The 25,610-nt window shown below is 32.7% G+C and carries 28 protein-coding genes and 1 tRNA gene; 12 read left to right on the top strand and 17 right to left on the bottom strand.

The window, feature by feature from the left end:
* Positions 1 to 169 precede the first annotated feature (169 nt).
* The 3 genes from QZ143_RS00410 (at position 170) to QZ143_RS00400 (ending at position 2,793) form a co-directional block, all read left to right on the top strand.
* Positions 170 to 889: a UPF0280 family protein gene (locus QZ143_RS00410; protein ID WP_292880179.1), complete on the top strand. Its 720-nt coding sequence runs from the start codon at positions 170 to 172 to the stop codon at positions 887 to 889.
* Between the two features lie 179 nt (positions 890 to 1,068).
* A complete protein-coding gene (locus QZ143_RS00405; RefSeq protein ID WP_292880176.1) occupies positions 1,069 to 1,356 on the top strand; it encodes a UPF0058 family protein in 288 nt (95 codons plus the stop codon).
* Positions 1,357 to 1,419: 63 nt separating this feature from the next.
* Positions 1,420 to 2,793, top strand: a complete 1,374-nt coding sequence (locus QZ143_RS00400; RefSeq protein WP_292880173.1) for a 2,3-diphosphoglycerate synthetase — start codon at positions 1,420 to 1,422, stop codon at positions 2,791 to 2,793.
* An 18-nt stretch (positions 2,794 to 2,811) separates the two neighbouring features.
* Here QZ143_RS00400 and QZ143_RS00395 read toward each other — a convergent pair whose 3' ends face one another.
* Positions 2,812 to 3,072 (bottom strand): transcriptional regulator, encoded by a 261-nt coding sequence (locus QZ143_RS00395; protein WP_292880170.1) that lies wholly within the window; start codon positions 3,070 to 3,072, stop codon positions 2,812 to 2,814.
* A 137-nt stretch (positions 3,073 to 3,209) separates the two neighbouring features.
* On the opposite strand from QZ143_RS00395, the gene mtxX reads away from it, so the two are divergent.
* The 3 genes from mtxX to QZ143_RS00380 are packed head-to-tail and all read left to right on the top strand — an operon-like array spanning position 3,210 to position 5,495.
* Positions 3,210 to 3,926, top strand: a complete 717-nt coding sequence (gene mtxX, locus QZ143_RS00390) for a methanogenesis marker protein Mmp4/MtxX (RefSeq protein WP_292607176.1) — start codon at positions 3,210 to 3,212, stop codon at positions 3,924 to 3,926.
* Between the two features lie 39 nt (positions 3,927 to 3,965).
* On the top strand, positions 3,966 to 4,730 hold the full coding sequence (gene uppS / locus QZ143_RS00385) for a polyprenyl diphosphate synthase (protein ID WP_292880167.1): 765 nt from the start codon (positions 3,966 to 3,968) through the stop codon (positions 4,728 to 4,730).
* 3 nt (positions 4,731 to 4,733) lie between these two features.
* Complete coding sequence (locus QZ143_RS00380) at positions 4,734 to 5,495, top strand: TatD family hydrolase (RefSeq protein WP_292880164.1); 762 nt, start codon at positions 4,734 to 4,736, stop codon at positions 5,493 to 5,495.
* Here QZ143_RS00380 and QZ143_RS00375 read toward each other — a convergent pair.
* The 4 genes from QZ143_RS00375 to QZ143_RS00360 all read right to left on the bottom strand — a co-directional run bounded on the left by QZ143_RS00375 (position 5,492) and on the right by QZ143_RS00360 (position 7,464).
* Positions 5,492 to 5,860 carry a hypothetical protein gene (locus tag QZ143_RS00375; RefSeq protein WP_292880162.1) on the bottom strand — a complete coding sequence of 123 codons (369 nt, stop codon included), beginning with the start codon at positions 5,858 to 5,860 and terminating at the stop codon, positions 5,492 to 5,494. The two genes, QZ143_RS00380 and QZ143_RS00375, sit on opposite strands and share 4 nt — an antisense overlap.
* Before the next feature lie 318 nt (positions 5,861 to 6,178).
* Entirely contained in the window at positions 6,179 to 6,550 is a 372-nt protein-coding gene (locus QZ143_RS00370) for a carboxymuconolactone decarboxylase family protein (RefSeq protein ID WP_292880159.1), read from the bottom strand.
* A 24-nt stretch (positions 6,551 to 6,574) separates the two neighbouring features.
* Positions 6,575 to 7,072: a hypothetical protein gene (locus QZ143_RS00365; RefSeq protein ID WP_292607163.1), complete on the bottom strand. Its 498-nt coding sequence runs from the start codon at positions 7,070 to 7,072 to the stop codon at positions 6,575 to 6,577.
* Entirely contained in the window at positions 7,069 to 7,464 is a 396-nt protein-coding gene (locus QZ143_RS00360) for a hypothetical protein (protein WP_292880157.1), read from the bottom strand. The genes QZ143_RS00365 and QZ143_RS00360 overlap by 4 nt, the downstream gene beginning before the upstream one ends.
* Before the next feature lie 98 nt (positions 7,465 to 7,562).
* Between QZ143_RS00360 and cobM the strand changes: the two genes are divergently transcribed.
* Positions 7,563 to 8,315: a precorrin-4 C(11)-methyltransferase gene (gene cobM / locus QZ143_RS00355; RefSeq protein WP_292880155.1), complete on the top strand. Its 753-nt coding sequence runs from the start codon at positions 7,563 to 7,565 to the stop codon at positions 8,313 to 8,315.
* Between the two features lie 36 nt (positions 8,316 to 8,351).
* Here the strand turns inward: cobM and QZ143_RS00350 are convergent, their stop codons facing one another.
* The 9 genes from QZ143_RS00350 to hypA all read right to left on the bottom strand — a co-directional run bounded on the left by QZ143_RS00350 (position 8,352) and on the right by hypA (position 14,151).
* Positions 8,352 to 9,056: an alpha/beta hydrolase gene (locus QZ143_RS00350; protein WP_292607154.1), complete on the bottom strand. Its 705-nt coding sequence runs from the start codon at positions 9,054 to 9,056 to the stop codon at positions 8,352 to 8,354.
* Positions 9,057 to 9,066: 10 nt separating this feature from the next.
* Positions 9,067 to 10,011, bottom strand: a complete 945-nt coding sequence (locus QZ143_RS00345; protein WP_292607151.1) for a methionine synthase — start codon at positions 10,009 to 10,011, stop codon at positions 9,067 to 9,069.
* Positions 10,008 to 10,322 carry a DUF1894 domain-containing protein gene (locus QZ143_RS00340; RefSeq protein ID WP_292880153.1) on the bottom strand — a complete coding sequence of 105 codons (315 nt, stop codon included), beginning with the start codon at positions 10,320 to 10,322 and terminating at the stop codon, positions 10,008 to 10,010. Before QZ143_RS00340 ends, QZ143_RS00345 begins: the two co-directional genes overlap by 4 nt.
* Before the next feature lies 1 nt (position 10,323).
* Positions 10,324 to 10,782, bottom strand: coding sequence for a DUF1890 domain-containing protein (locus QZ143_RS00335; protein WP_292607146.1), 459 nt, complete (start codon positions 10,780 to 10,782; stop codon positions 10,324 to 10,326).
* Positions 10,783 to 10,794: 12 nt separating this feature from the next.
* Positions 10,795 to 11,877 carry a hypothetical protein gene (locus QZ143_RS00330; protein WP_292607144.1) on the bottom strand — a complete coding sequence of 361 codons (1,083 nt, stop codon included), beginning with the start codon at positions 11,875 to 11,877 and terminating at the stop codon, positions 10,795 to 10,797.
* A 41-nt stretch (positions 11,878 to 11,918) separates the two neighbouring features.
* A tRNA-Ala gene (locus QZ143_RS00325) sits at positions 11,919 to 11,991 on the bottom strand.
* Positions 11,992 to 12,046: 55 nt separating this feature from the next.
* Positions 12,047 to 13,078 carry a DUF354 domain-containing protein gene (locus QZ143_RS00320; RefSeq protein ID WP_292607141.1) on the bottom strand — a complete coding sequence of 344 codons (1,032 nt, stop codon included), beginning with the start codon at positions 13,076 to 13,078 and terminating at the stop codon, positions 12,047 to 12,049.
* 20 nt (positions 13,079 to 13,098) lie between these two features.
* On the bottom strand, positions 13,099 to 13,755 hold the full coding sequence (gene hypB / locus QZ143_RS00315) for a hydrogenase nickel incorporation protein HypB (protein ID WP_292607139.1): 657 nt from the start codon (positions 13,753 to 13,755) through the stop codon (positions 13,099 to 13,101).
* Between the two features lie 18 nt (positions 13,756 to 13,773).
* Positions 13,774 to 14,151, bottom strand: a complete 378-nt coding sequence (gene hypA, locus QZ143_RS00310; protein WP_292607137.1) for a hydrogenase maturation nickel metallochaperone HypA — start codon at positions 14,149 to 14,151, stop codon at positions 13,774 to 13,776.
* 181 nt (positions 14,152 to 14,332) lie between these two features.
* On the opposite strand from hypA, the gene QZ143_RS00305 reads away from it, so the two are divergent.
* Entirely contained in the window at positions 14,333 to 15,472 is a 1,140-nt protein-coding gene (locus QZ143_RS00305; protein ID WP_292880151.1) for an aldo/keto reductase, read from the top strand.
* A 74-nt stretch (positions 15,473 to 15,546) separates the two neighbouring features.
* Positions 15,547 to 16,032, top strand: coding sequence for a DUF308 domain-containing protein (locus QZ143_RS00300; RefSeq protein WP_342765202.1), 486 nt, complete (start codon positions 15,547 to 15,549; stop codon positions 16,030 to 16,032).
* A gap of 31 nt (positions 16,033 to 16,063) precedes the next feature.
* Here QZ143_RS00300 and QZ143_RS00295 read toward each other — a convergent pair whose 3' ends face one another.
* Positions 16,064 to 18,952 carry a DEAD/DEAH box helicase gene (locus QZ143_RS00295; RefSeq protein WP_292880149.1) on the bottom strand — a complete coding sequence of 963 codons (2,889 nt, stop codon included), beginning with the start codon at positions 18,950 to 18,952 and terminating at the stop codon, positions 16,064 to 16,066.
* 387 nt (positions 18,953 to 19,339) lie between these two features.
* On the opposite strand from QZ143_RS00295, the gene QZ143_RS00290 reads away from it, so the two are divergent.
* From QZ143_RS00290 to QZ143_RS00280, 3 genes are read left to right on the top strand one after another with little or no spacing between them, the layout of a single operon-like run.
* The gene (locus tag QZ143_RS00290; protein WP_292880147.1) at positions 19,340 to 21,802 is read left to right on the top strand and encodes a DEAD/DEAH box helicase; all 2,463 of its coding nucleotides are present in this window, start codon (positions 19,340 to 19,342) and stop codon (positions 21,800 to 21,802) included.
* A gap of 10 nt (positions 21,803 to 21,812) precedes the next feature.
* Entirely contained in the window at positions 21,813 to 23,039 is a 1,227-nt protein-coding gene (locus tag QZ143_RS00285; RefSeq protein ID WP_292880144.1) for a PD-(D/E)XK nuclease family protein, read from the top strand.
* 27 nt (positions 23,040 to 23,066) lie between these two features.
* A complete protein-coding gene (locus QZ143_RS00280; protein WP_292880142.1) occupies positions 23,067 to 23,741 on the top strand; it encodes a DUF169 domain-containing protein in 675 nt (224 codons plus the stop codon).
* Here the strand turns inward: QZ143_RS00280 and QZ143_RS00275 are convergent.
* Together QZ143_RS00275 and QZ143_RS00270 are read right to left on the bottom strand one after the other, a co-directional pair.
* Positions 23,733 to 24,386: an NTP transferase domain-containing protein gene (locus QZ143_RS00275; RefSeq protein WP_292880139.1), complete on the bottom strand. Its 654-nt coding sequence runs from the start codon at positions 24,384 to 24,386 to the stop codon at positions 23,733 to 23,735. The genes QZ143_RS00280 and QZ143_RS00275 overlap by 9 nt on opposite strands.
* Positions 24,387 to 24,410: 24 nt before the next feature.
* A complete protein-coding gene (locus QZ143_RS00270; RefSeq protein WP_292880137.1) occupies positions 24,411 to 25,601 on the bottom strand; it encodes a hypothetical protein in 1,191 nt (396 codons plus the stop codon).
* Positions 25,602 to 25,610 lie beyond the last annotated feature (9 nt).

Below are 25,610 nucleotides of genomic sequence, written 5' to 3'. Positions count from 1 at the left end.
TAAAACACAATAAAATTAATTAAAAAAGACAGTACACCCAATAGTGCAATTCATCCACAACTTGCAGAAGTTGTGGTATTCTTGCATTTTAAAGATAAAAGGCTGTTATAATATATTACTGAGCAGAATACAAAAAAATTTAATAAAAACTTAATTAATAATAAGAAATATGTATTTTGAACAAATCAATATTGAAGAAACACATATCAGATTAACGACTGACCTGAATAATCAGCGCCTTAAGAAATACATTTACGATATTCGATTTGATTTGAAAACATATATCCGAAAAAATAAATTATTCCAGCTATCACTAGAGCCAATTAAAGTAAATGAAGATAATTTACCTGCAATCATCCAAAAGATGTATTTTTCATCAGATATTTGTGATGTTGGTCCGATGGCATGTGTCGCCGGGACAATATCTGAACTGTCACTTAATTATCTGATTGAAAACGATTCAAAATATTCCATTGTTGAAAATGGCGGAGACATTGCACTTATAAATGACAGCACCGTCTTATGCGGAATATATTCGAATAATGAAATTCTCGGAAATGATATTGCTTTTAAACTAAAGGCAAGAAAAAAACCTCTGGGAATCTGCACATCATCAGGCAAAATTGGACATTCAATAAGTTTTGGAAAATCAGACAGTGTTACAGTAATATCCAAATCACCTTCAGTGGCTGATGGACTTGCAACAAGAATAGCCAATGAAGTTAACGGTAAAAACTCCGAAGAAAAAGTATCTAATGCATTGGAAACTGCAGAAAACTACAGAGAGTATTTTGAAGGAATCTTATTGATATGCGAAAACAATATCGGAAGCATCGGAAGACTGCCAAAAATCATTGAAACAAATGAATTCAATGTAAATCTCAAATAATATCAAATTCACTTTATAAAAAAATTGATGCTACAAAAATTGTAGCATAAATGTGATGCAATATTTAAATAGGATTAAAATAAATATATCCTTATTAGAAAAAAGTGAGTAATAAATTATAATTTCATATAATTTATCATTAACTAACAGAATAGTTAATTTTTATAGGTTAGATAGTTATGTATAAAGATGAAATGATACAATTACATCAATTTTTAGTATATGTTTTGAAATACTTAGCAGAAGATGATCAAATAACTAACGATTGCAGCGAATACATTACTCTAAAAATAAGTCCGCACCATATTCACAAGACAAAAGCAGAACACAAACATGCAATTTTTGTCCTTTGTAAAATTATCTCACAGGTTATTGCTGATAAAGAAGGAAATTCCATTCCAGAAAATGTTCGCAATTCCTTAGCAGATTTAGTTTCACGTTCTGAAAAAGAACTTAATGTGGCTTAAATCTTTACTTTTTTTACTTTTTTTAAATATTTTTAAATAATAATAACTTCCATATCTGTATATATGAAAGGTATTAACAAAATGCTTTGTTTAGTTGATGGAGAACATTACTTACCAGTTACTAAAGAAGCAATAGATACATTAAACAAACTAGAACACATTGACATAGTGGCTGCTGTTTTTATAGGTGGAACTGAAAAATTAAGGGATGATTCTGAAGAATCATACTCTGAAAAGCTAGGAGTTCCAGTCCAGTTTGCAAAAGATAAAGATATTCCATATGACCTCATTGTGGAAATGATTAGGGAATTCGACGTCGACACAGTGATGGATTTGAGTGATGAACCAATACTTGACTATCCGAAAAGATTTAGAATAGCATGTAAAGTTTTAAATGAAGGCGTAATTTATGAAGGTCCTGATTTTAGATTTGAACCAACATCCCAATATGAAATAATGGAAAAGCCATCAATTACAATTCTTGGAACCGGCAAACGTATTGGTAAAACTGCAGTTTCAGGATTCGTGTCAAGACTAATTGATAAAAATGGATATGAACCATGCGTAATAGCAATGGGAAGAGGTGGACCTGAAGAGCCGGAAATTGTACATGGAGAAGAATTAGAGATAACCGCAGAATATTTACTTGAACAATCTGAAAAGGGAGTTCATGCAGCCAGTGATCATTGGGAAGATGCTTTAATGAGCAGAATTTTAACAATCGGTTGCAGACGTTGCGGCGGTGGAATGGCTGGAGAAGTTTTCCTAACCAATATGAAACAGGGTGCCAAATTAGCCAACAAAGTTGATTCCAAATTTGCAATTTTTGAAGGCAGCGGTGCTGCAATACCTCCAATCAAAACTGACAAAAAAATAACACTTATTGGAGCAAATCAACCTATTGAAAATTTAACCACATATTTTGGACCATACAGAGTTGGTCTTGGAGATTTAGTCATACTAACAATGTGTGAAGAGCCTATGGCCGATGCCGATAAAATTAAAAAGATAGAAGAATTCGTAGCAGAAGTTAATCCCGATGCAACCGTAATTTCTACAGTATTCAGACCTAAACCTTTAGGTAATCTGGCTGGCAAAAAAGTTTTATTTGCAACAACAGCTCCAGAATCCGTTAAGGACAAGCTGGTTGATTATTTAGAAGAAAATTATGATTGTGAAGTTATCGGAACAACAGCCCATCTATCCAATAGACCATTATTACGTCAGGATATGAAAAAATATATTGACAAAGCAGATGTCATGCTTACTGAACTTAAAGCTGCAGCAGTTGATGTTGCAAGCAAAGACGCAATTAGTCATGGCTTGGAGGTTGTTTATTGCGATAATGTTCCTGTTGAAATTGATGATACTTATCCAGATTTAGGAGAATCTGTAATTAAATTAGTTGACTCTGCAATCGAAGAGTTCAATAGCTAATTTTTTTCTTTTCTTTTTTTAAATATATTTTAATATTTCTATACCAATTTCTGTATTTTTATACAAACGACCTTTTCTTGCATCTTCATTTAAACAAACTACTATATTTTCTTTTTTCAACTCTTTTAAAACATTTGAAACATGATTTGTCCTTAGACCCACTTCTTCTGCAATAACAGAAGGGATTTTAATGCCATTTCCTATACATTTAATAATATTTGTTCTGTATTCTGATGCAATCACATAACCAACCAATTTAAAAATATCATCTTCGTTCATATTCTATAATTTGGTCAACATCTATAAAAGACATTATGTATATCTAAAGTATCAATTAAAACATTAATATGTACAAATTAGGTATTGAAAAAATTACAAAAACTTAATTATATAATGAAATACAAATACATAAACTAATGAAACGAATAGCTATTGGTGTTGGAGAAAATGAAAATATTATACAGGCATGCCATATTTTCAAAGAGAAACACCCAAAAACAGAATTAAGATTAGTATATAGTGATGAGGACTTAATAAAAGCGGCGTTTGATAGGAATATAGATGCAGTGATTCGAGGATCATTATCTGCATCCAATATAATTGCTAAATTAAAAGAACGTTATCCACATCTTTCCAGAGCAACATATGTCAATAATGGAGAACAGGAATTCCTATTGACCCCTGTTGGAATTGATGAAGGAAATACTGTTGAAGACAAATTTAGAATTGCATTGAACTGTATTGATTTTCTCAAACAAGTTGAAAAAACTCCTAAAATTGCAATTCTCGCTGAAGGAAGAGAAGATGATTTTGGAAGAGACAGTTCAGTTTCAAACTCCATAAAAGACAGCAGAAAATTAACCAAACTCCTATCAGAAAACACCGATGAAGATGTGAAAAATTACCATATACTTATTGAAAAAGCAGTACAAGACAAACGCAACATAATTATTGCCCCAAATGGAAGAGTTGGAAACATAATTTTTAGAACTATGGTGCTCCTTAATTCATGGCCAAGTTATGGTGCAGTAACATTTGGAATGGATAGAGTTTATATTGACACAAGTAGAGACCAAAGTATTGAAGGTTATCTAAGGAGTTTAGTTTTAGCTGAAGAATTAATTGAAGATTAAGTCTACACTACAAAAAAAAAGATATTATAAGTGATTTAAATGGGAGAAAATTTTCTATATAAGATATATGAATGGTATATCTCACGTGGTTTGAATCCTGAAAAAATGCCAAAACATATTGCTTTAATAATGGATGGGAATAGAAGATTTTCAAAACTTCAAGGAAATATTGATGTTGTTAAAGGGCATGAAATTGGAGTAGACACTCTTGAAAAAGTTCTGGATTGGAGTATAGAACTTGGAATTGAAATCATTACTGCATATGCTTTTTCAACTGAAAATTTCAACAGACCACAACACGAAGTTGAAGGACTAATGAAACTGTTTGTTGTTAACTTCAAAAGGCTGGTAACACATGAAAAAATCCACAAAAACGAAGTAAGAGTTAAGGTAGTGGGAAGGACAGAATTACTTCCGGACAACGTAAAAGAAGCAATAAATGAAGCTGAAGAATCAACAAAACATTATACAAAAAGATTGTTTAACATAGCTATTGGTTACGATGGACGTTTAGAAATCATAGATTCCTTTAAAAAGATTATTAAAGATGTTCAAGATGGAAAAATTTCCATAGATGATGTTGATGAAGATTTAGTAAGTAAAAACCTTTACACTGAAGGGCTGGATGATCCTAACTTAATTATCAGAACCAGTGGAGAAGAACGTTTAAGTGGATTCCTATTATGGCAATCCTCCTATTCCGAATTATATTTCTGTGAAACATTATGGCCAGAATTAAGAAAAGTCGATTTTATTAGAGCTATTCGATCATATCAAGCAAGAGATAGAAGATTTGGAGTTTAAAAAATGATTGACACCCACTGCCACATTGATTTTGAAGATTATGATAATGACCGTGAAGATGTTATAAAACGAGCAAAAGATAAATTAGACTTTGTTATTGCATCCGGGTTTAACAGACAAAGTAATCAAAATGTTTTAGAGCTTTCAAAAGAATATGAAGGATTTATTTATCCTACTTTCGGATTTCATCCAGTGAGTTCACAGAATTCAACAGATGAAGAATTAAAAGATGCACAAAATCATTTGATTGATAATCTTTCAGATATCGTAGCTGTTGGCGAAGTGGGAATGGATTACTACTACGTTACAGATAAAGCCCTAAGAGAAAGACAGCAAGAGATTTTCACCAGTTTTTTAAATCTTGCCAACGACCATAAAGTTCCAATTGTAATGCATGTAAGAGACTGTGAAAAAAAAGCCGTAAACATCATTGAAGACTATGATGACATACCTTATTTCGTTTTCCATTGCTATGGAGGTAGTTTAAAGACTGCAAAAAGAATCATGAACAAGGACAATTGTTTTATGAGTTTTTCCACAATGCTATGCTACTCAAAGCACCATCAGGATTTAATTGAAAAAATAGATTTGGATTATGTTTTAACTGAAACAGATAGCCCTTATTTAGCCATGACAAAAGAAGAAAGAAATGAACCAGTTAATGTAGTCAATGCTGCTAAAAAAATAGCTGAAATAAAAAATATGGATTTAAGCACAGTTGATGAAATAACAACCAACAATGCCCGCAAAATTTTTAAAATTTAGAAATGATAAGTAAAATTCAAATTTATCAGCACATCACTATTTTCTTTTACAGATTCTATTACCAATTCAAAATCTGTAAAGTCCTGCATGACCAATTTAATTAAATCCCACTCCAGAAGAGAATCATTCAAACATATCATGAATTGATTGTTTTTTATGCTTACTTTTTTTCTGCAAAATAGCTTAAATGCATAGAAATATAATTCCAATCTAAAAATTAAATCTTCTTTATCCCCAATGCCTTCAGAAAAGAATTTCTTTAAATCTTCCTGTAATATTTTGCCTTCATCACCTACATCAGCCTTGAATGTTTCCATTTCAACTAAATCATCCATCAATTGCCTTTTCTCTTCATCACTATACATTCAATCACACAACACAAATTTCAATTTTAACACATTATACGAATTGGGCATGAACATAATCTCAAATTTGTCAAATACATTATTTAATCTGACCAGCAAGTCAAATTTCAAATTATCCGGAATTATATGGACAACAAATCCATCATCGACAATTTCAAAATTCAAATCTTCAACCAGAGGTATTTCAAGCTCACTAATAAAAACATATTTAAAAACGATTAATTCATAATCATTTGTTTCCTTACCATTTTTAATTATATCAACAAGCTCTTCCTGTAATTTATGGCCAACCGTTTCAAATGTAATTTCAATACCCCTTCACAACAATCCTTTTTCTTTAAATACTTCTTTTGCTGCCATTACACCGTTAATGGATTTTGGAAAACCTGCATATGCACACATCTGCATTATAATTTCAACAATTTCTGAAGGTGAATTTCCAACATTCAAAGCCGCATTAATATGATCTTTTAGTTGTGGAATAGTACCAAGAGTTGTTAAAGCCGCAACTGTACATAATTCACGAGTTTTTAAATCAACATCACTTCTGGTGTATATCTCAGAATATGGAAACTCAATAACAAATCTGGATAAATCAGGGGCTATATCCTCCAATTCTTTGAAAAGTTCTTCAACAGGTGCCTTTTGAATATCTTCTAAACATTTTTTGCCTTTTTCATATCTATCCATACTATCACTAATACTATTATCTTCTTAAACCCATTTAATATTAGCTGTTGTGAAAACATAATGCGGTGAAAAGACGGGATTATATAATTTATTTGTTGATGAATTTGAGTTAAAGCATATTGCTATTGATTTTCTTAAATTATAATTAATCCTGTCTCCAATGGAATCAAGTTCACTTTTGCTGTACTCATTTGATGTTTTTGCATAGACCTTGAATTGGATTTTTTTCTTGTTATAGTTCTTATCCATACCCATATCGACATAACTTACATTAACAATATCAACCGAATATGGATGCAATAAACTACTCTTTGAATTTGAATATTCATTATACGTATCAATTGGATATAAAGCTAGCGAAGATGTTCCAATCCCTTCAATTGCACCATTTCGTGCTGCGCTCATCGCCATATTCAATTCATTTTCACTTGCAACAAAAACTATTGCCAACATCACAAGAATTATCAAAACCCCCGCCAGAAGCAAATACTCGGCGCTAAGCTGTCCTTTATTATCCATCATCGTATCACAATTTTTCCTTCGTCGTTTTTACTGATTAAATAATCCTTTCCACTATACAACTCATATTTCGAATCGATTTTTAACGGCATTACTAATTTTTCTCCTTTTCTATTCCATGATTGAATTGTGAGTTTGTTTTTTTCAACCGTTATCTTATAATATCCTGGTTTAGAATCCAGATGAAGATAAATAGAATATCCTTCACCATTTGCATTTACCTGACTTATCAAATTTGCCACATAATCCAATGTTAACCTACTGCTTACACTATTTTCAATATTTTTATTTGATTCAATTGTTGTTAATGTGAAAAATAATACACCTACAGCAATAATTAAAACAATAAAGATTGAAAATAAATATTCTATTGAAATAAAACCTTTTTCATCCATATTTTTTAGTTATTTTCGAAATTAATAAAGTTTATTAAAATTAAAGCTCAATTTTAATACATAATAATTAAATAATACTTGAAATAAAAAATTATACCATGAAAGGAAAAGTAATTTTCATTGGTGCAGGTCCAGGAGATCCGGATTTGATAACCGTTAAAGGAAGAAGAGTAATCGAAAAAGCAGATGTTATTATTTATGCAGGCTCACTCGTTAATAAAGAAGTTTTAAATCCTGCCAAGGATGACTGTGAAATACACAACAGCGCTTATTTAAATTTAGATGAAACAGATGCCATAATAACTGAAGCTGTCAATGAGGGCAAACTGGTGGCTCGCGTACATACCGGCGATCCATCAATCTATGGAGCTATAGGCGAACAGATACGTGAACTAAAAAAACATGACATCGAATATGAAATCATTCCTGGAGTCAGCTCATTATTCGGTACTGCAAGCGTCCTTGAAGCTGAATTAACATTACCAGAAATCTCACAAAGCGTTATTATCACACGTCCTGAAGGAAGAACACCTAAACCTGAAGGAGAAAGCATTGCCAGCTTTTCAAAACACCATGCAACAATGTGCATATTCCTTGGAATAGGTATGATTGATAAGGTTGTCGAAGAATTGCTGGTAGGTTATGAAAAAGACACTCCAATTGCAGTTGTAAAAAAAGCCACTTGGAAAGACCAAGAAATAATTAAAGGAACACTTGATAATATTGCACAAAAAGTTAAAGATGCCAATATAACAAAGACTGCAATGATTATAGTGGGAGATGTTTTAGACCCTGGTGATTTTAATCCATCTAAGTTATATGATAAAAACTTCAAACATGAATATAGATAAATTAGGAAAATATTTTTTCCTAAAAAATTTCTTTTTTTAAAACAATTCATTTATGAATTTCAATATCTCATCGGCAGTTTGATTTTGCTGGTTTTCAGCAGTTATGTTAGCTACACCATCTCCGGATTGAGGTCCATAATATGCAAATTGCTCATGGTTCCCGCCGTCAATAATAACTTCTGTCAGATTACTCATCAATGTTTTTGAATTATTATAAGATTGTCTATTCAATATGCCATCTTCAGAGCCATATATTGACAATACAGGAATATCAACACCACTATTAGGATATGCTGCCAACAATACAACCGCATCACCTTTGCCTGTGTGGTTATGATAACTTGCAGCAGAAAGCCCACCCAAAGAGTGTCCTGCAAGAACATAATGAGAATAATTTGTAGAATCGATTATTGAATCAGCAGTGTTTTCACCGAAAAATGCAAAATTCAGTGGCATTTCGACCAAAGCAGAATCCACACCACCATTTGATATGTCCATTAACAACGGAAGATATGAAACATATTCATTTTTAGCCCCAGGATAGAAAATGAATAACGTATCATTTCCAGAGCCGTTTAAAAATAATCCATAGTTTTCTTTAATAACCGAAACATTTTCCGTTCCATTCATCAAATCTGTAGCTTTTTTTTCAGCATGACGATATTCAGTAAAATAAAATGCAGTATAAGCCAAAATCAAAACTAAAACAACAATAATAGCAATTTTTAGTTTCCTATTCATTATACTCACATTAGCTATATTTATCTTTTATTTGATTCATCAATTTTAATTTTTCAAAGGCAACATCTTTAGGTGCTCTTCTCAAACCACAATCAGGATCCAAAAGCAGATTATCCTTTCCGACTATATCAATTGCTTTAGAAACTAAATCATCAATGTCTGTAATCTCATCAACTTCATTTACAGACGAGTCCACACATCCAAAACCAATTTTTTTATTGCCAATCAAATTGGCATTCTTTTCTAAAACATCCAAATTAACGTCATTGCCTGCAAATTCAAAATCAAGTATATCAACATTAAATTTTGCAATATCATTAAATGCATCATTTAAAAGACCGCAAACATGCATTGCCAAAGGAACATCCAAACCATCATGTAAAATATCAATAGCTTCGCGAGCTACCTTCATATCAACCATTCCAGTAGATAAAAATGGCTCATCAATCTGAATATAAATCGGGTCGACTTTTTTAGCTATTGCATCAACCTCATGTTTAAGCGAATGGGCCAAATCAATGATTGCATCTTCCTTGTTTTTATAGAAAAATTGAATTCTTGAAGAGTGTACAATTGTATTAGGTCCAGTGATTATTCCCTTAACGCCTTTGCCTTCAGGGATATTTCCTCCGAAATAATCTTTCATGACCTTTTTTGCATATTGCAAATCCTTAACTGAAATCTCCTGAATAGGTCTTACAATCTTAGAAACGATAACAGTATTTCCATCTTCAATTTTCATTCCAGGAATATACTTTGTAAAAATAGAAACCATATCCCCTCTTACTTGACCATCAGATATAATATCTATACCTGCATCAAGTTGAGCAGTAACGCTACTTTTAATAGCTTCCTTAAAAGGATCATATGAACCAAATGCTTTTAATAACTTGTCTTTTGTTGAAGAAGGTTCTTTTACTTCAACCGGAAAACTTCCAACAACTGTTGATTTCATTTTTTATTACCAGTGTCTAATTTTCTTATCTTTTCAATTTCATCATCATCTATCGGCAATTCAACAACGGAAGTTCCGTGACAAGGTTTGGTATATGGAAGAAAAACAGTTCCTTTTTTATGGTCAAAACCAATTGGAATTGGTGGAATTCCAATAACTCTCACACCTAAAACTTCATCTCCAGGTTTTATATACACCAAGTCATCTGCCTTGAATCTTATAATCATGGCGCAATCTTTAAAACCTGCTTTTGAAGCATGAATTTCATAATTATCAGACTGTTGAAGGTAAGTATCTAAACAAAAAGACATATTATTCGAACTCCTTAATTGCTTTATCAAATTTGACTTTAATTGGTGAAGGATTATGGAATGCTCTTACAGCCTGAATTTTAGCATTGCTTCCACTTTCTTCAATCATGTTAACAAATTCTTCAACTTCATCCATATCTCTTGAAAATACCAATGCAAGAGATTTTGTATTTAAAATTTGGTCAAATGTTACAAAAAATGAAGCGGCTGCATCCTTATGTACAAATCCAACTAACAGGTCATAATCCCCTTCGTTGATTTCTCCTAATGTTCTTTCCAAATCCACAAGATTAAGCTTATAATATCCTTCAGGGTCGGAAATTTTTACTAATTTTGAAGCGGCAGGATTTGCTGCAATTGTTGTATCATAACCCATTTTTGTTAATTTATTAAAAACATAAACTGCCATCGGAGTTTGGGATGGAGTTTCAGGACATCCAAGTAATACCAATGCTTTCATATAACTACTTCCCTATGATCTTGTTTTAAGTGTGACTACATTAGCTAAAATTAATGTACCTATGAATATGAATGTTAATAATGCCATACCATTGATTGTTCTGTTAAATACAAATAAACCTATTAATGCTTGGGCACAAAATGCTGCTAATGCACCGGTTAATAATACTTCTCTACCTAAGTATTTCTTATTATTCTTCTCTCTTCTTTCCCGATACATTGTCAATACTTTAAGACCGATTATAATAGTACCAAGAGTGAACACCATCAATCCAACGAGTCCTAAGTATCCGAAATCAAAACCATATCCGAAAATACCTGGAAGCATATAGTCAATTGTATCCTTCTGGTTTACTAATATACCGAAGAACATTGGGAATGGCAAACCGAAGAATAAAACAAATTGCATCGGCAATGTAATATAACCTTCAGCAAATGCAGTTCCCTCAACACCCCAATAGGAAGCGGCACCATTGTGCCCTATAAGTTGAATGTTATTCAATACTGTTTTAATACTTGTTAAAGAGTATTGTTCAATCCTACCTAACCTTAAAAGTGGTGAGAAAATTGTCATTCCAGTTATTCTAGCTAATGCTTCAAGAGATATCAAACCTAAAACAGCTGCTCCTGCGAACATCAATATTCTTTTACCGGTTAATACGGTTTTTTCTCTGAATGATTTTGATATTATTAAATAACCTAAGAATAAACCTAAAATCCATAAAATCAAAAAAGACCTGTGCATTAATCCACCGAAAACAGTAATACCAATTGTAAATAATATTACAAATCTTCTAAGTGGCCTTATATCTACACCCGATTCCTTCATCACCTTCAGCGATGCAAATGCAGCTACAGTTCCAAGTAATGCTAACGGTCCGAACGGATGCGTAAATTCCGCCTGACTTGAAGAGATTACAAGCAGTGCAATATCAGCTCCGAAAAGAAGTGTGAAACCACCCATCAAGAACAAAGACAAAAAGGTTACCACACTAAGTGATAATGGAATTAAGTTTAAAGTGAATACCCATATCACAAATAACATTATTGCAACTTCTACAATCAATTGTAAATGATTTTGAGCAATTAATAACATATTCTAATCACAATTCTTATTAAATTTTAAAAATATAAAAGTGGACTGACCGGGATTTGAACCCGGGGCCTCCGCCATGCCAAGGCGACGATCTCCCATCTGAGCTACCAGCCCAAAAAAACTTAAGTCAAATACCAATAATAATATTTGACATTATTACTATAAAAAACTATTTACCATTTTTTGCCAAATCATACAGATTATCAATAATTATCTGGAATAAGTCATCAGTTTTCACATCAATTTTTTCATGAGGATTAACAATGAAATCCAAAGCCCTATTAATAACATCATCTGAATCGTTAGACCTGTACATTAAACCTTTATTAATATAATACTGATCAACAGACAATGTTTCTCCAGGATAACAAGAAATAACTGGAGTTTGTAAAATTGCAGCTTCCCTATTCATTGTACCTCCAGCACCAATTACCAAATCACTTTTTTTAATGATGCTTGATGTGTCAACTGGAGGTTTCAATATTGAAACATTATCAATACCTTCAAATATCTCAGCCTGTTCCTTGAATCTTGGGAGAATTAAAATGTTTGCCACATTCTTTAACTCATCCACAATAGGGGACAAGACAGATTTTCTACAATCTGCATCCAAATATGAAGCAAGAGACGGTTCAGGCCTCATTAATATAGTTTTAGGATGTTTTAAATCTAAATTCAAATCATCAAAAACATTATCATTATATTTGAAACTTTTAAAATGCATTAACTCGGAAGTTCCATCATATGATATGATTGTATTCGGATCTGCTCCAAATTTCATTAATTTCCACATGTCAATGATATTTGGTGTGATTATTCTGTCACATAATGGAAGAGTTAACTTGTTGGCTGCTAGTGCATGTTCATTGTCTAAAACGTACAAACTTGGAATTCCTAAACCAAATGAGATTCTAGGAAGTTCAATAGAATGCTTGCTAAGGGCAACATCCACCTTTTCATCATGAATAACATCAACAAGATTATAAACTCTTGATGTGCTTTCCCTTAGTTTATCATACAAACTTACACCATGTTTTCCAACAGATATGAAATCAATATCATACATGTCCATTAACTTATGAATGTCACCAAATTGCCTTGCGGTAACAATCACATCCTCACCCTCAGCTTCAAGATATTTAATTACATCTTTGAAAAATCTTACATGAGGAGCATTTGATATATCAATCCATATTTTCATGAAACCACCGATTAAATTAATTATAAACTATCTTTTTTCTCTGCAATAGCTTTAATAATTTCATCCAATCCAGAACCATCTTTAAGACTGGATTTGATAATTTTAACATTAGGATTTAATTTTTTAGCATCAGCAACCATCTTATCAGCATCAGCACCAACCGCTTCTGCCAAATCAATCTTGTTAATAACGACAGCATCTGATGTTTGGAATATCAATGGGTGTTTTTCAACAGTGTCATCACCTTCAGTGACACTTACAACCACAATTCGCATATGGGAACCCAATTCAAAATCAACAGGACAAATCAAGTTACCGACATTTTCAATAATAATCATGTCCAAGTCATCCAACGGCAAATCATGAAGTCCATGACCCACTAAATGTGCATCCAAATGACATTCTTTACCAGTATTAAGGCCAACTACAGGAACATCATGTTTTTCAATACGTCCTGCATCAAACTCAGATATTACATCACCGGCAAGAACTCCAATGTTATAATCAGTATTGTCAATTATTTCTTCAATCAATGTTGTTTTACCGGAACCAATTGCCCCAACAAAATCAACACAGAATATTTCTTTATCTTCTAAATTTTTTAAATTTTTATCGGCTAATCTCTTATTAGCATCCATAATATTTTTTGCAACTTCAACATCAGCTACTTGGTGCATATTTCCATCTCCATTCACTTAATCATCATCAGGTTTTTCGATAACAATATTTTTGACTACAATGTCTCTACCATTAAGGATTTCAACTGCAAGACTATCACATTCCGGACATTTAACCATAGGCGCATAGTGATCTTTATCATCAAGAATAGCATCACCATGGAAACCGCATTCAGAACACTCAACTTCAACAGGAATCTCTTCAAAGTGAATTTCTGCATCTTCAACAATAGTATTCTCAATGAGAACTCCCAAAATAAATTTTAACTGTTCCGGATTTACCATAGCTAATCGACCAAGTTCGATAGTGACTTCATTAACCTCAGTTGCATTATTACTTTCAGCAGTATCTATAACTGCATTAATAATACCTTGAGCCATTGATAATTCATGCATTTTGTGTCTCCTATAATATAATATTAATTTATAAGTATAGTTTTGTTTATTAATAAACCTATTTAATATTTGAGTAATATCAAAGTAATAACACATTTCTAAAAAAATTGTTGTATTCAACAACATTTAAATATATTCCTATTTAAATTATTTAACATAGTATTACTTTGGAGATTATATTATGAACTACAAATCAAAATTTGGTTTCGGATGCATGAGATTGCCTCAAACCGATGAAACAGACGCTACAAAAATTGACCAGGAACTCTTCAACGAAATGGTTGACATTTATATGGAAAAAGGATTCAATTACTTTGATACATCTTATGCCTATCACGATGGAGCAAGCGAAATAGCCATTAGAAAGGCATTAGTTGAAAGATATCCTCGTGAATCATTCCAGATTTGTGACAAAATGCCTACATGGGCATTAACATCCCCTGAAGATAATGACAAATTTGTAAACGAAATGCTTGAAAGACTTGGAATAGATTACTTTGATGTGTTTTTCGTCCACAATATCAATGTGCCATGGTTAAAATTAGCTGAAGAAAACAATACCTTTGAATATGTTAAAAAAATGAAGGAATCAGGAATTGCTAAAAAAATTGGATTCAGTTTCCACGAAAAGGCAGATCTTCTCAAAAAAGTCCTTGACAAATACGGAGACTTTTTAGACATTGTTCAATTAGAACTTAACTATTTGGATTGGGAAGATTCATCCATCCAGGCTCATAAATGCTATGATATTTGTGTAGAACATGGTTTGGATGTTTATGTAATGGAACCATTGAAAGGAGGAGTTATTGTAAACACCACTGAAGAGATTGAAAATGATTTTAAGGAATTTAATCCGGATAAGTCAATTGCCAGCATGGCAATAAGATTCTGCGCATCACTTGAACACGTTAAAATGGTTTTATGTGGTATGAGTAAAATGAGTGACCTGGAGGACAACTGTGATACATTTGAAAACTTCAAGCCTATAACTGATGAAGAAAATGAATTTTTAGCAAAAATGGTGGAAAAACTTTATTCATCACTTGCAGTTCCATGCAGTGAATGTGAATACTGCGTAGATGCATGCGAATCTGAAATACCAATTCCAGATTACTTCCACCTATACAATGCAAGCAAAAACCAACCAGAATCAAATATTTACAGACTGTATTACGATAAGTTAGGTGATGAAGAAACCCCTGCTGATGAATGTACATATTGTGGAGATTGCATTGACCACTGTACCCAACTAATTAACATCCCTGAAGAGCTTGAAAAAGTTCGCGAACACTTCGAAAATGGTTTCAGCCCCTATTCATAACCATATAATAAATAAAATTAAATAATAGTTAACAACATAAATATTAATTAGTTTATTTAAATGGAGGTGTTAATATTAATATTTACAGAAGTGCAGGAATACTTTCAGTGATATTGGGTTTGATATTTATTATTTTCCCAATGTTTTCATCAGACCTAATCTCAATAATCGTTGGATTAAGTTTACTCTACTTTGGTATTTGCACAGCATTCATGGGATTCAACATGAAAAGGGATTTTGACAATACAATTCCAAATATTACAATTATTATTGGAATTATAGCAATCATATTTGGGTTCTTATTCCTTTTCTACATTAATGCACTATCATTTATTACAGGCATTCAATTCTATATTGTTGGATTCATAATGATTGTATTTGGAATAACCGGATTGATATCTAAAATGAATCGCATATCCGCATTTACTTCAATACTTGTGTTGATAATGGGAATCGTTGCAATAGCTCTTGCAATATTTGCACTTAACCAACCAATATACATTGCAATAATTATAGGTGTCGTTTTAATCATTGAAGGAATTACAATGATTATAGACTAAAACCTAAAAACCCATCACCAATTTAATTTTTTTAAGAAACTCTCATTTTTAATTCCCTAACCATTTCCCCATTCTTATTTATTTTATAAGCTTTTTTAAAGTATTCAACGGCTTTTGAAAATATTCCTGATTGATAATAAATTAAACCCATCAGTGCCAGTGCTTCCGCATTTTTACTATCAAATTCTATGAGCTTTTCTAAAATTTCACAGGCAGTATCCAAATCTCCCTGATTATACAAATCATATGCTTCCTCATATAATATTTCTTCATCATCTATAGTATTGATTTCAACATCAATATCCTCATTGACAATAGGCTGTTTATTATTCAACAACACATCAAGCTCATTAGCCATTTCATTGGACTTATCAAGTGCCAATGCTCTTTTTACAAACATTTTTGAAATGTCCCTTTGATCTTGAAGATACAATATTTTGGCCATCAATACTATTGAATCTACGTGATTTTTATTTGAATTTAAAATAGAATTCAGAATATCTTTGGCTTGAGAATAATCATTTTTATTATATAGTTCCAATGCATCCTTATATCTGATGTCATCCTCATTATCTTGCTTTATTGTTATGACTTCCTCATTTACTTCTTCTTTTTTAGCTGAAGTTTCATTAGCTATCAGATTACACATATACTCCAGAATATATTTGGTGGCATTTTTATGAAGGGGCTTATTATCATTGCCGCATTTTGGAGAATATATGCATGCCGGACATCCGCTTTGGCAATTGCAATTATTCAATAAATCCAAAGTGGATTTAAGCAAATCTACAAACACATCCACAGCCTTTTCACATATCCCAATTCCACCTTCATATCCATCATAGATGAAAATGGTAGCTTCTTGAGTGTCTTCATGATAATTTGTTGAAAGTCCACCAATATCAAACCGATCACACATAGTATGGAGTGGAAACAGTCCAATTAAAGCATGTTCCGCACCATGAAGACCTCCAGCAAAGACTTCCTCTTCGTTTGGAAACATATCTTCCAGAGTATCTTTAACCGATTTTGGAATTGTAAACCATAAACCCTTAGTGTTGAATTTTAAAGGAGGCAAATCCAAAGGATAAGTTCCAACAGACTTGGAAAACTGCATTTTCTTGTATTTGAAGTAATCTTCACTTACAGTCAACTCGCCAAAATGAATTGTAAGGTTGCCGTATTTTGTCTTGGACAATTTCTTTTTGATGTTGATGTCAGTCTGATTTAAAACCATCGTATGATAATCTACAGTTTTTTGACTGACATTAACAAATCCTCTTGACAGACTTACGCTGTCCACAACATAGGTATCCCCCTTGTTAATTAAAATTGCACCTTCATGCGCTTCCCTATACACTTGTGATTTTTCCATTGTTTCAAGCAACTGCCCATTATTCATAATTTTGAATTCCTGACCTGAAATTTGGTCCAGCGAATGGTCTAAGGCAGGATTGTCATCATAAGGATACATATAATCGCCACGGGCATTGATATGCAAATCTTTTTTTGAAAGCAAATCCTCCAAAATTTCATCGCTGATGCCGAAATATTTCTCCACTTCACCATATTTTAAAGGCAATTCCTTAGCTGCACATAATAAATGAGCCTCCTGTAAAATCGGATTGGTCAGGTCAATAATGGCATTTTCGTGGGGTTTGTCAAAGAAAAATGTTGGATTGTTCATGAAATACTGGTCAAGCTGATTTTCGAATGCAATCAATATGGCCAAAGACTTTTGACGGCTTCTGCCTGCACGTCCTGCCTGTTGCCAAGTGGATATCATTGTTCCAGGATAACCTGATATGATAACCGCATCAAGAGATCCTATATCAATGCCCAATTCCAATGCGTTGGTACATGTGACTCCCAAGTATTTTCCACTTTTTAGGCCATCTTCTATTTCACGCCTTTCTTCAGGTCGATACCCTGCCCGATAAGCAGCAATTCTGTGAGCCAATTTTCCTTTTATTTGAGTCATGTCATTTTTAGCCCACATCGCAATTAATTCAGTTGTCTTTCTTGAAACAGTAAAGCACAATGTTTGAATCTGTTTCAACATCATATACATGAATATGTTTTCAGTTTCCATATGCACAGATGGAGCGTTTTTCATATTGACCTTATTTCTTTTGTAATTCTTAAAAGGATTATATAAGATAAAGTCCTTTTCACCGCTAGGGGATGTATCATTATCCACCAATTTGAATTCTTCTCCAGTCAATCTGTTGGCAAGTTCCAAAGGGTTGGCAAGAGTGGCGGATGACAATATGAACTGAGGATATGCACCATAAAAATTAGCTATTCTTTTTAATCTTTTAATTAGAAACGCAACATTGGAGCCGAAAACACCCTTGTAGTAATGTGACTCATCAATTACAATGTACCTTAAATTCCGATAAAATCTTGACCATTGATGATGCCATGACAAAATAAGATGCAGCTGATAAGGGTTTGTCAATACAATGCGTGATTTTTCGCGAATGCCCCTCTTATCTTCCCTTGGAGTGTCCCCGTCATATGTTCTGGGATTGATTTTTATATTCATTTCATCTTCAAGATTTTCGAGCACATGAAGCTGGTCATTTGACAATGCCTTTGCCGGATAAATGTATAATGCTGTTGCTTCTTTATCTTCAATCATGGTCTCCATTATAGGCAAATTAAAAGCCAAGGTTTTTCCAGAAGCAGTTGGCGTGGTGATTATTACATGCTCACCTTCCTGAATTGCATTATATGTTTCCGCCTGATGGTTGTATAATTTCATGTCTTTTGATTCCAAATAATCGATTATCTTTTCATTTAAATTATCTACCCTTTTAAAATTGGCTTTTTTAGCGGGAATAGTTTCTATGTGAGCAATATTTTCCCTGTATCTCACATCGTTTTTGAATGCATCAATATTACTGGAATCAGACATAATTTCACTAATCAATTTAACAAATATAATTTAAATTAACATAATATATAAAATCTATTTTTTCAATACCAAACTCAAATTAGATATTTAAAAATACTTATATAAACAAAAGGCCCTAGAGCATCTGAAAAGTAATCAAAAACAAGAGAAATATCCAAATGAAAGTTAGGATTAAAAACCCTAACTTCATTATGCATATTATGGAACGTATAAACTTCCACATATAATATTTGAATATCATAACATAAAAATTTAATTATTGTAGCATCATAATTCCGATTAAACACAACAATTTTATGACCAATGAATACTTTTCAAGCGCTCTCTCACTTATTATATTAATAAGATAATGACATAAATTAATAAATATATAAAGAGAGGGAAAACATGATATCATATGAGGAATTTGAAGACATCACATCAAAAGTACTTAAAAGAGACATTTCTTCAAATAAACAGCAAAAGAAAGCCATTTTATCCGAGCCCAATAAATCCCTTTTTATAGTTGCAGGACCAGGATCCGGAAAGACAACAGTGATGGTATTGAAGATATTAAAATATATCTTCGTGGATGATATTGATCCATCAAAGATTTTGGCTACAACTTTTACAAAAAAAGCTGCAGATGAACTGTATTCAAGAATATTAGGATGGGGAGATGAAATAAAAAGGCATCTGGAAGACAAATACTGTGATGAGAGTTTTGAATCAATTGCAAAAATAGAAAGCATTGATTTTAACCAAATAATAATAGGGACTACAGACAGCATAGCCGAAGAGCTGCTTAGGGATAACAGAAAGCCCGGTGAAAATCAATCGATTGTAATTGAAGAATTTGTTGCAAACACAGCAATGATTAAGATTTTGATTAAAGATGAAAAATACCGAAACGAAAAGCTCGTTGAATACCTAAAGGAGTTAAGCGGAAAAACAAAACTTGAAGAACCGTCCAAGATGAGTGAAATATTAATGGAAATAAAAAACAGAATTTTTTATGACCAGATAAACTTTGATGAATTATATGAAAAAACACAGGAAAATAGCGGGCCAAGATTAGCACTTGACTGCATTAAAGAATACGAAAATACACTTAAAAATAGAAATACGATTGATTTTGCAATGCTTGAATCCAATTTCCTTGAAAAGCTCAAGAACAATGAACTGGATTTATTTTTGGATGAAATAAAAATTGTCTTGATTGATGAATATCAGGACACCAATCTAATTCAGGAAGACATCTACTTTACCATTGCCAAATCCGCACTTGAAAACGACGGCAATATTACTGTAGTCGGTGATGATGACCAATCATTATATAGGTTTAGAGGAGCAACCGTAGACTTATTCACAAACTACCAAAAACGCGTAAAAGACAAACTGAGTATTGATGTTGAGGAAATTAACTTGACAACAAATTACAGGTCAACAGAAAATATCATCAACCATTGTAACCAGTTTGCAGAACTTGACAGGGAATATCAAAAGGCAAGAGTTGAAAACAAACCAAAAATTATCGCTCCTGACTTTGACAGAGATAAAATGCCAATTTTGGGAATGTTTAGAAATAATCCTGAAATGCTAGCTCGTGACTTATCACGATTGATAGATAATCTGGTGAATAAAGGCGAAAGCGAAATAAAAGTGCTGCAGGTTCTGGATGAAGAGTACTATAAAAAGGTAAACGGCAACATCAACATTGCAAATTTGCAGAAAATAAAACAGGAATCGATTAAAGCCGGTAAAAATGAAGAAAAAATTAAGATTAAACTAGATAGCGATTATGGATCAGCTTCAGATATAGCTATATTATCATATTCACCAAAAGAAATGCAATATGGAAACCGTTCATTTCTCCATCACTTAAGAAAAAATCTCAAAAGACTTAGAAAACCAATTGAAATGTTTAACCCAAGAGGAATTGACCTTCAGGAAATTGATGTCGTTGCAATATTTTGTGGCCTAATCCTTGAATGCATTGACCCTGAAGGAAGCATTCAAAATTCAGATAAAACAATTCCAAACTTGGCCAGAAGAAATATGATTCGTTGGAGGTTTAAGGCAAAAGATTACATTAAACTTAATCCGGAACCTCATGAACCTATTTCTTTAAATGATTTCGTAACCCGCTGGCAACTTCGAAGGCCATATCCCGAAAGCATTAATGGAATCGAACAGCACTGGCCCAAAAATGCAAGTCTGATGGAACTCGCATACAAATTGACAACATGGATTGAAGAGCTGCAGGACGATGTTGAAGGAATTGTATATCTTGAAGCTATTACCAAATCAATTACACAAACTGGATTTTTTAATGATTATCATTCAAATATTTCATTTAAAACACCAATTGATGAACGAGAATCTGTTTTGGAAGCCATATGGAATATTTTTATACCTCTTTCAACTGGTGGAGTAAGTATTGATGAATCCCTTCTTGAAACATTACCTGATGACCGAATAAATGTCTTATCTATTCATCAATCGAAAGGACTGGAATTTCCACTTGTTATAGTGGATGTCGGTTCAAGATTTAAAACAAATGATATCAGAACCCAAAGATTAAGATTCCCTAAGACATTGCCGGATAAGAAAACTATTGAAGATACAATCAGACAACACAGCATACTTGGTGAAAGTGAAAGAAGTGAAAAAGACAGGTCATTTGATGACTTGACAAGACTTTACTTTGTTGCTTTTTCAAGAGCTGAAAGTGTTTTATTGTTGATTGGCCTTAACTCAGCAATTGAAGGTTATAATAAGAAAAATGACCATTTTGATATACCTAATATTGCTTTGGGTTGGAGCAGAGATGAGAAATATGTTGGATTTAGAGAAATTTATCTAATTTAGGAGATTAAATATGAAATTGCCTTCAAGATCAAAAGCATATATGATTCCGGAATACAGCCTAACCGGAGATTTACTGTCCTTTTTAACATGCAATCTACAATACCGCTACCAAAATAAAGGTACGCTACCTCCATCAAAACCTGTTCAAAGATGGTTTGGTGAGTTTATTCACGGCGTAATGGAAGAAGCCTTTATTAGATGGAAACAGAACAAAACAGAATTTCCATGGGATTGGCTTGAAGATATTAGACCTATTGAAGAACAAATCGATTTAAGACTGCAAACAAGAGGATTGTATCCTCACGATGAAGATTTATTTTTCAGTTCAACAAATCATGACATTGAAAATCTGAATGAACATGACCATAAGAAATTAGCAAGCGCAAGAGCAGAAAAAGCCATAAATATCTGGGGCAAACACCTGTTCCCCCTGATTGACTCATCTGAACTTCTAATTAAAGGAATTAGAAATATGCCACAATATGATGAAAAAAGAAGCAGATCAAATTATTATGGTATCAATGGAGTGGTTGATGTATTGACATCTATGAAAATTAACAAAACTCTTGAACAAAGTAATTTGGACACTTATGACAACAAAATAATTGAAATACTAAAGAAAAATGAAGATTTCAGAAAAAGAATTGCAGAAAGTGTGGATGAAGAGGATTATGAAATAATTATTGACTATAAAGGAATGAAGAGACCTCCAATTGAAGTGTCCGACCCGAAATCTGAAAACAAATGGGAAAGTCATAAACAGCAGATATTAACCTATTCTTGGCTTAGATCCCAACAGGAAGATTCCAAATCCATTTTTGCTGGAATAATATTTTATTTGAATGAACTTGTTCCATCAAAAGAAGATTTGGCCTTGATTAAAGAAGAAATGAAAAACGGTTTAATTGATGAAAGAACACTTGAAAAATACAAAAAGGATTTTGAATTGATTGACAAATGGCAGGATGATGACAAGGCTCCCGAACTAAGTAATGAATTTAAATTGGAAAGGTCTATTCGAATCATCAACATTGATTCAAAAGAAATAGACAAATCCCTTGAAAAATTTGATGAAGTTGTTTACAATATTGAAGAGTCATTGATTAATGAAATGAAAGGATGTAAAATTCAGGATGCCTGGAAAGCTGAAGCTGATGAGAGGACATGTACAGCATGTGATTTTAGGACATTTTGCAAAAACAATAAGAATAAAACAAAAGACTTTAAAATTCCTTAAACATAATATTTAAATGAGGTTGTTACTATGACAAATTTAGAGAAAAATCAAAAATACTGTGAAGCAATTGAAAGTAAAATTAAACTAGATGCCAAACCAGTAGCAATGAAATTAATCAAAACAGAAAATGACCTTCCCGAAGGTTATGATTTAATTGATGAAAAGGTAAGACACTGCGAAATGGTTAGAAAAGCATCTTTAGGAAATAAATTTTACTCAACTCTTGAAGAACAGATGTGTTTAGGAGGGGCAGGAGCAATAGGCCTTAGAGATATGCCTCCAAAATTGGCAAATGGTGAAAAATACTTCTCATTAGGAAGATTCCAAGATTTAGAAACTGCTAAAAAACTCACCAGTCAACTTTCAATTGTTGAAGACGAACATTGGGGAATTGTTTACGCTCCATTGGACGAAGCTGATTTTGAAGCTGACGTAATTGAAATCATAACAGAACCTGTTGGTGGAATGAAACTTGCCCAAAGTATCGTTTATAAGACTGGAGAAAAAATCACCCCATCATTTGCAGGCATTCAATCATTATGTGGAGATGCATTTGCAAACCCATACATTACAGATGGAATTAACTTTACATTAGGCTGTGACGGTTCTAGAAAAGCAGCAGACATTAAAGATAATGAAATGACTGTTGGAATCAGTGCAGCAAAAATAGATGAAGTTATTTCTGGCTTAGATTCAATCTAAAAGGTTTAAATAATCTTCATAATGATTAATATTTAATAATTCTTTTTCATTTTTTTCTTTTATTCCATAAAATACATAACCGTCAGCAAAAATTTTTCTAAGAATCGGATTTAAGTTATCATCTTCATTTTCCAGATAAGTCATTAAATTTTTTCTGTGAGCTACAAACGGCATTCCCAATCCTTCTGCAGTATCAAGCAATCCTGTTTTTCTTCGTCTTAAAATAGCTATTGTTTTTTCAGGACTTTCAGAATTTTGAATCGTTTCAATCATCCTATTGAACGTTTCTGCAGAAACAGTCGGCTGGTCTCCAGTTATGCATAAGGCATAATCAGAATTCGAATTAGATAAACCATTAAATAAAGATGTTGATAAACCTACATCAACAGGATTATTTTTAACAAATTTGACAGAACCCTCATAATTATCAGAAATAGCATCCATTATTTCACTAGCATAATGGCCAAGTACCACAATACATTCATCAGTATTTGCAGATAATGCATTGTCAATAGTTGTCTCCAAAACCGTTTTATTGTTAAATGGTAAAATAAGTTTATTTTTCAAAACGAGATTTCGAGAAATTTGATCTTTTCGCATCCGAGAATTTTTTCCCGCTGCAGTAATAATAGTTGAAATTGACATAAAATAAAAAAAAAGAAGATATATTTATTTCTCAGGAATATATCTTACAATTTGACAGTAAATACCCATACCGACTCCTTCACCTTCAGTCCACATTAAAATTTTGACTGGATAAGTATGGTTGTTTGTTACAGTAACACCACTTGCAGGGTTATAACCGAACAACACAGCACTTTCATCAGAAGTCAAACCTACCGGCATTTCAAATCCTTCAGCCAATGCTGCATCCCTTAATGCTCTTGCAGGAGGACATACACCGTGTGCTGCACTTCCACCAGGAGCTGAAGCATCACTTGCTGATTCAAAATATACATAATCTTTACCACTACTTGTGGAATTTGGTGGGATTACAGTTCCGTTCCATGCTTCTACAAACTGATTCGCATTAATTTCCCTAATTGAATCACCATATTCAGGGTGTGAATCAAAAGTAGTTGAACCTTGTCCACCTTGTTGTTCTGTATAGTTACCAGAATATAATAAAATCGGTGAACCTGTTGGGTATTCAGCCGCATAATCTACAACATCCTGTCCGAAAATACGTGGAACATCAGAAGCATTAATGTCATTCCTTCCATCGGAAAATCCTACCATACCTTTATCAATAGTAAAATTGTCTCCTTCCTGAGCATCATAATTATACCAGCTTACAATAGTATCATTATTGAAATACTCACTGGAGAAATTTAAATTTTTAATTTCATTAGCAGGAATGGATTTAATAAGTTTTCCATCTTCAACAAGATTAACACCAGAAGATGTCTTTGTTAAAACTTTAGATGGTGCACTATATCCCCATACATAGTTATCTGGTCCTTTAACTGCCAATTTATCTCCTTCAAAAGTCAAATATCCTGGTCCATCTATACCAACTGCATTTCCATAAGAATCAATTCCTTCACTTGACACAGTTGTAAAATCAAAAGGAACCACACCAGTTGAAACCGACATCAAAATCCCATGCAAATCAAAAGCCAAAAGCTGATGACCGATGAAACCAAGATTGGATAATAACGGAAGCTGAATAGTTTCATTTTCACCAACTATTGAATCTCCATTAAATACTGATTGCCCAACAGTTAAATTATAAGTATCGGCAATGGATTGACCAGTGTAAGGAGTACTATTTACAAATGTGAAAGCAAATAAAAGAATACTAACTGAAAACAATACTAAAAATATTGTGATTGATTTACTTCTCCAACTTTTACTCATTATAATACA

Source organism: Methanobrevibacter sp. UBA188 (assembly GCF_905234905.1).
Classification (GTDB): domain Archaea; phylum Methanobacteriota; class Methanobacteria; order Methanobacteriales; family Methanobacteriaceae; genus Methanocatella.
Note: the sequence above shows the minus strand (reverse complement) of the source record. Positions and strands in the feature narration are given on the sequence as shown.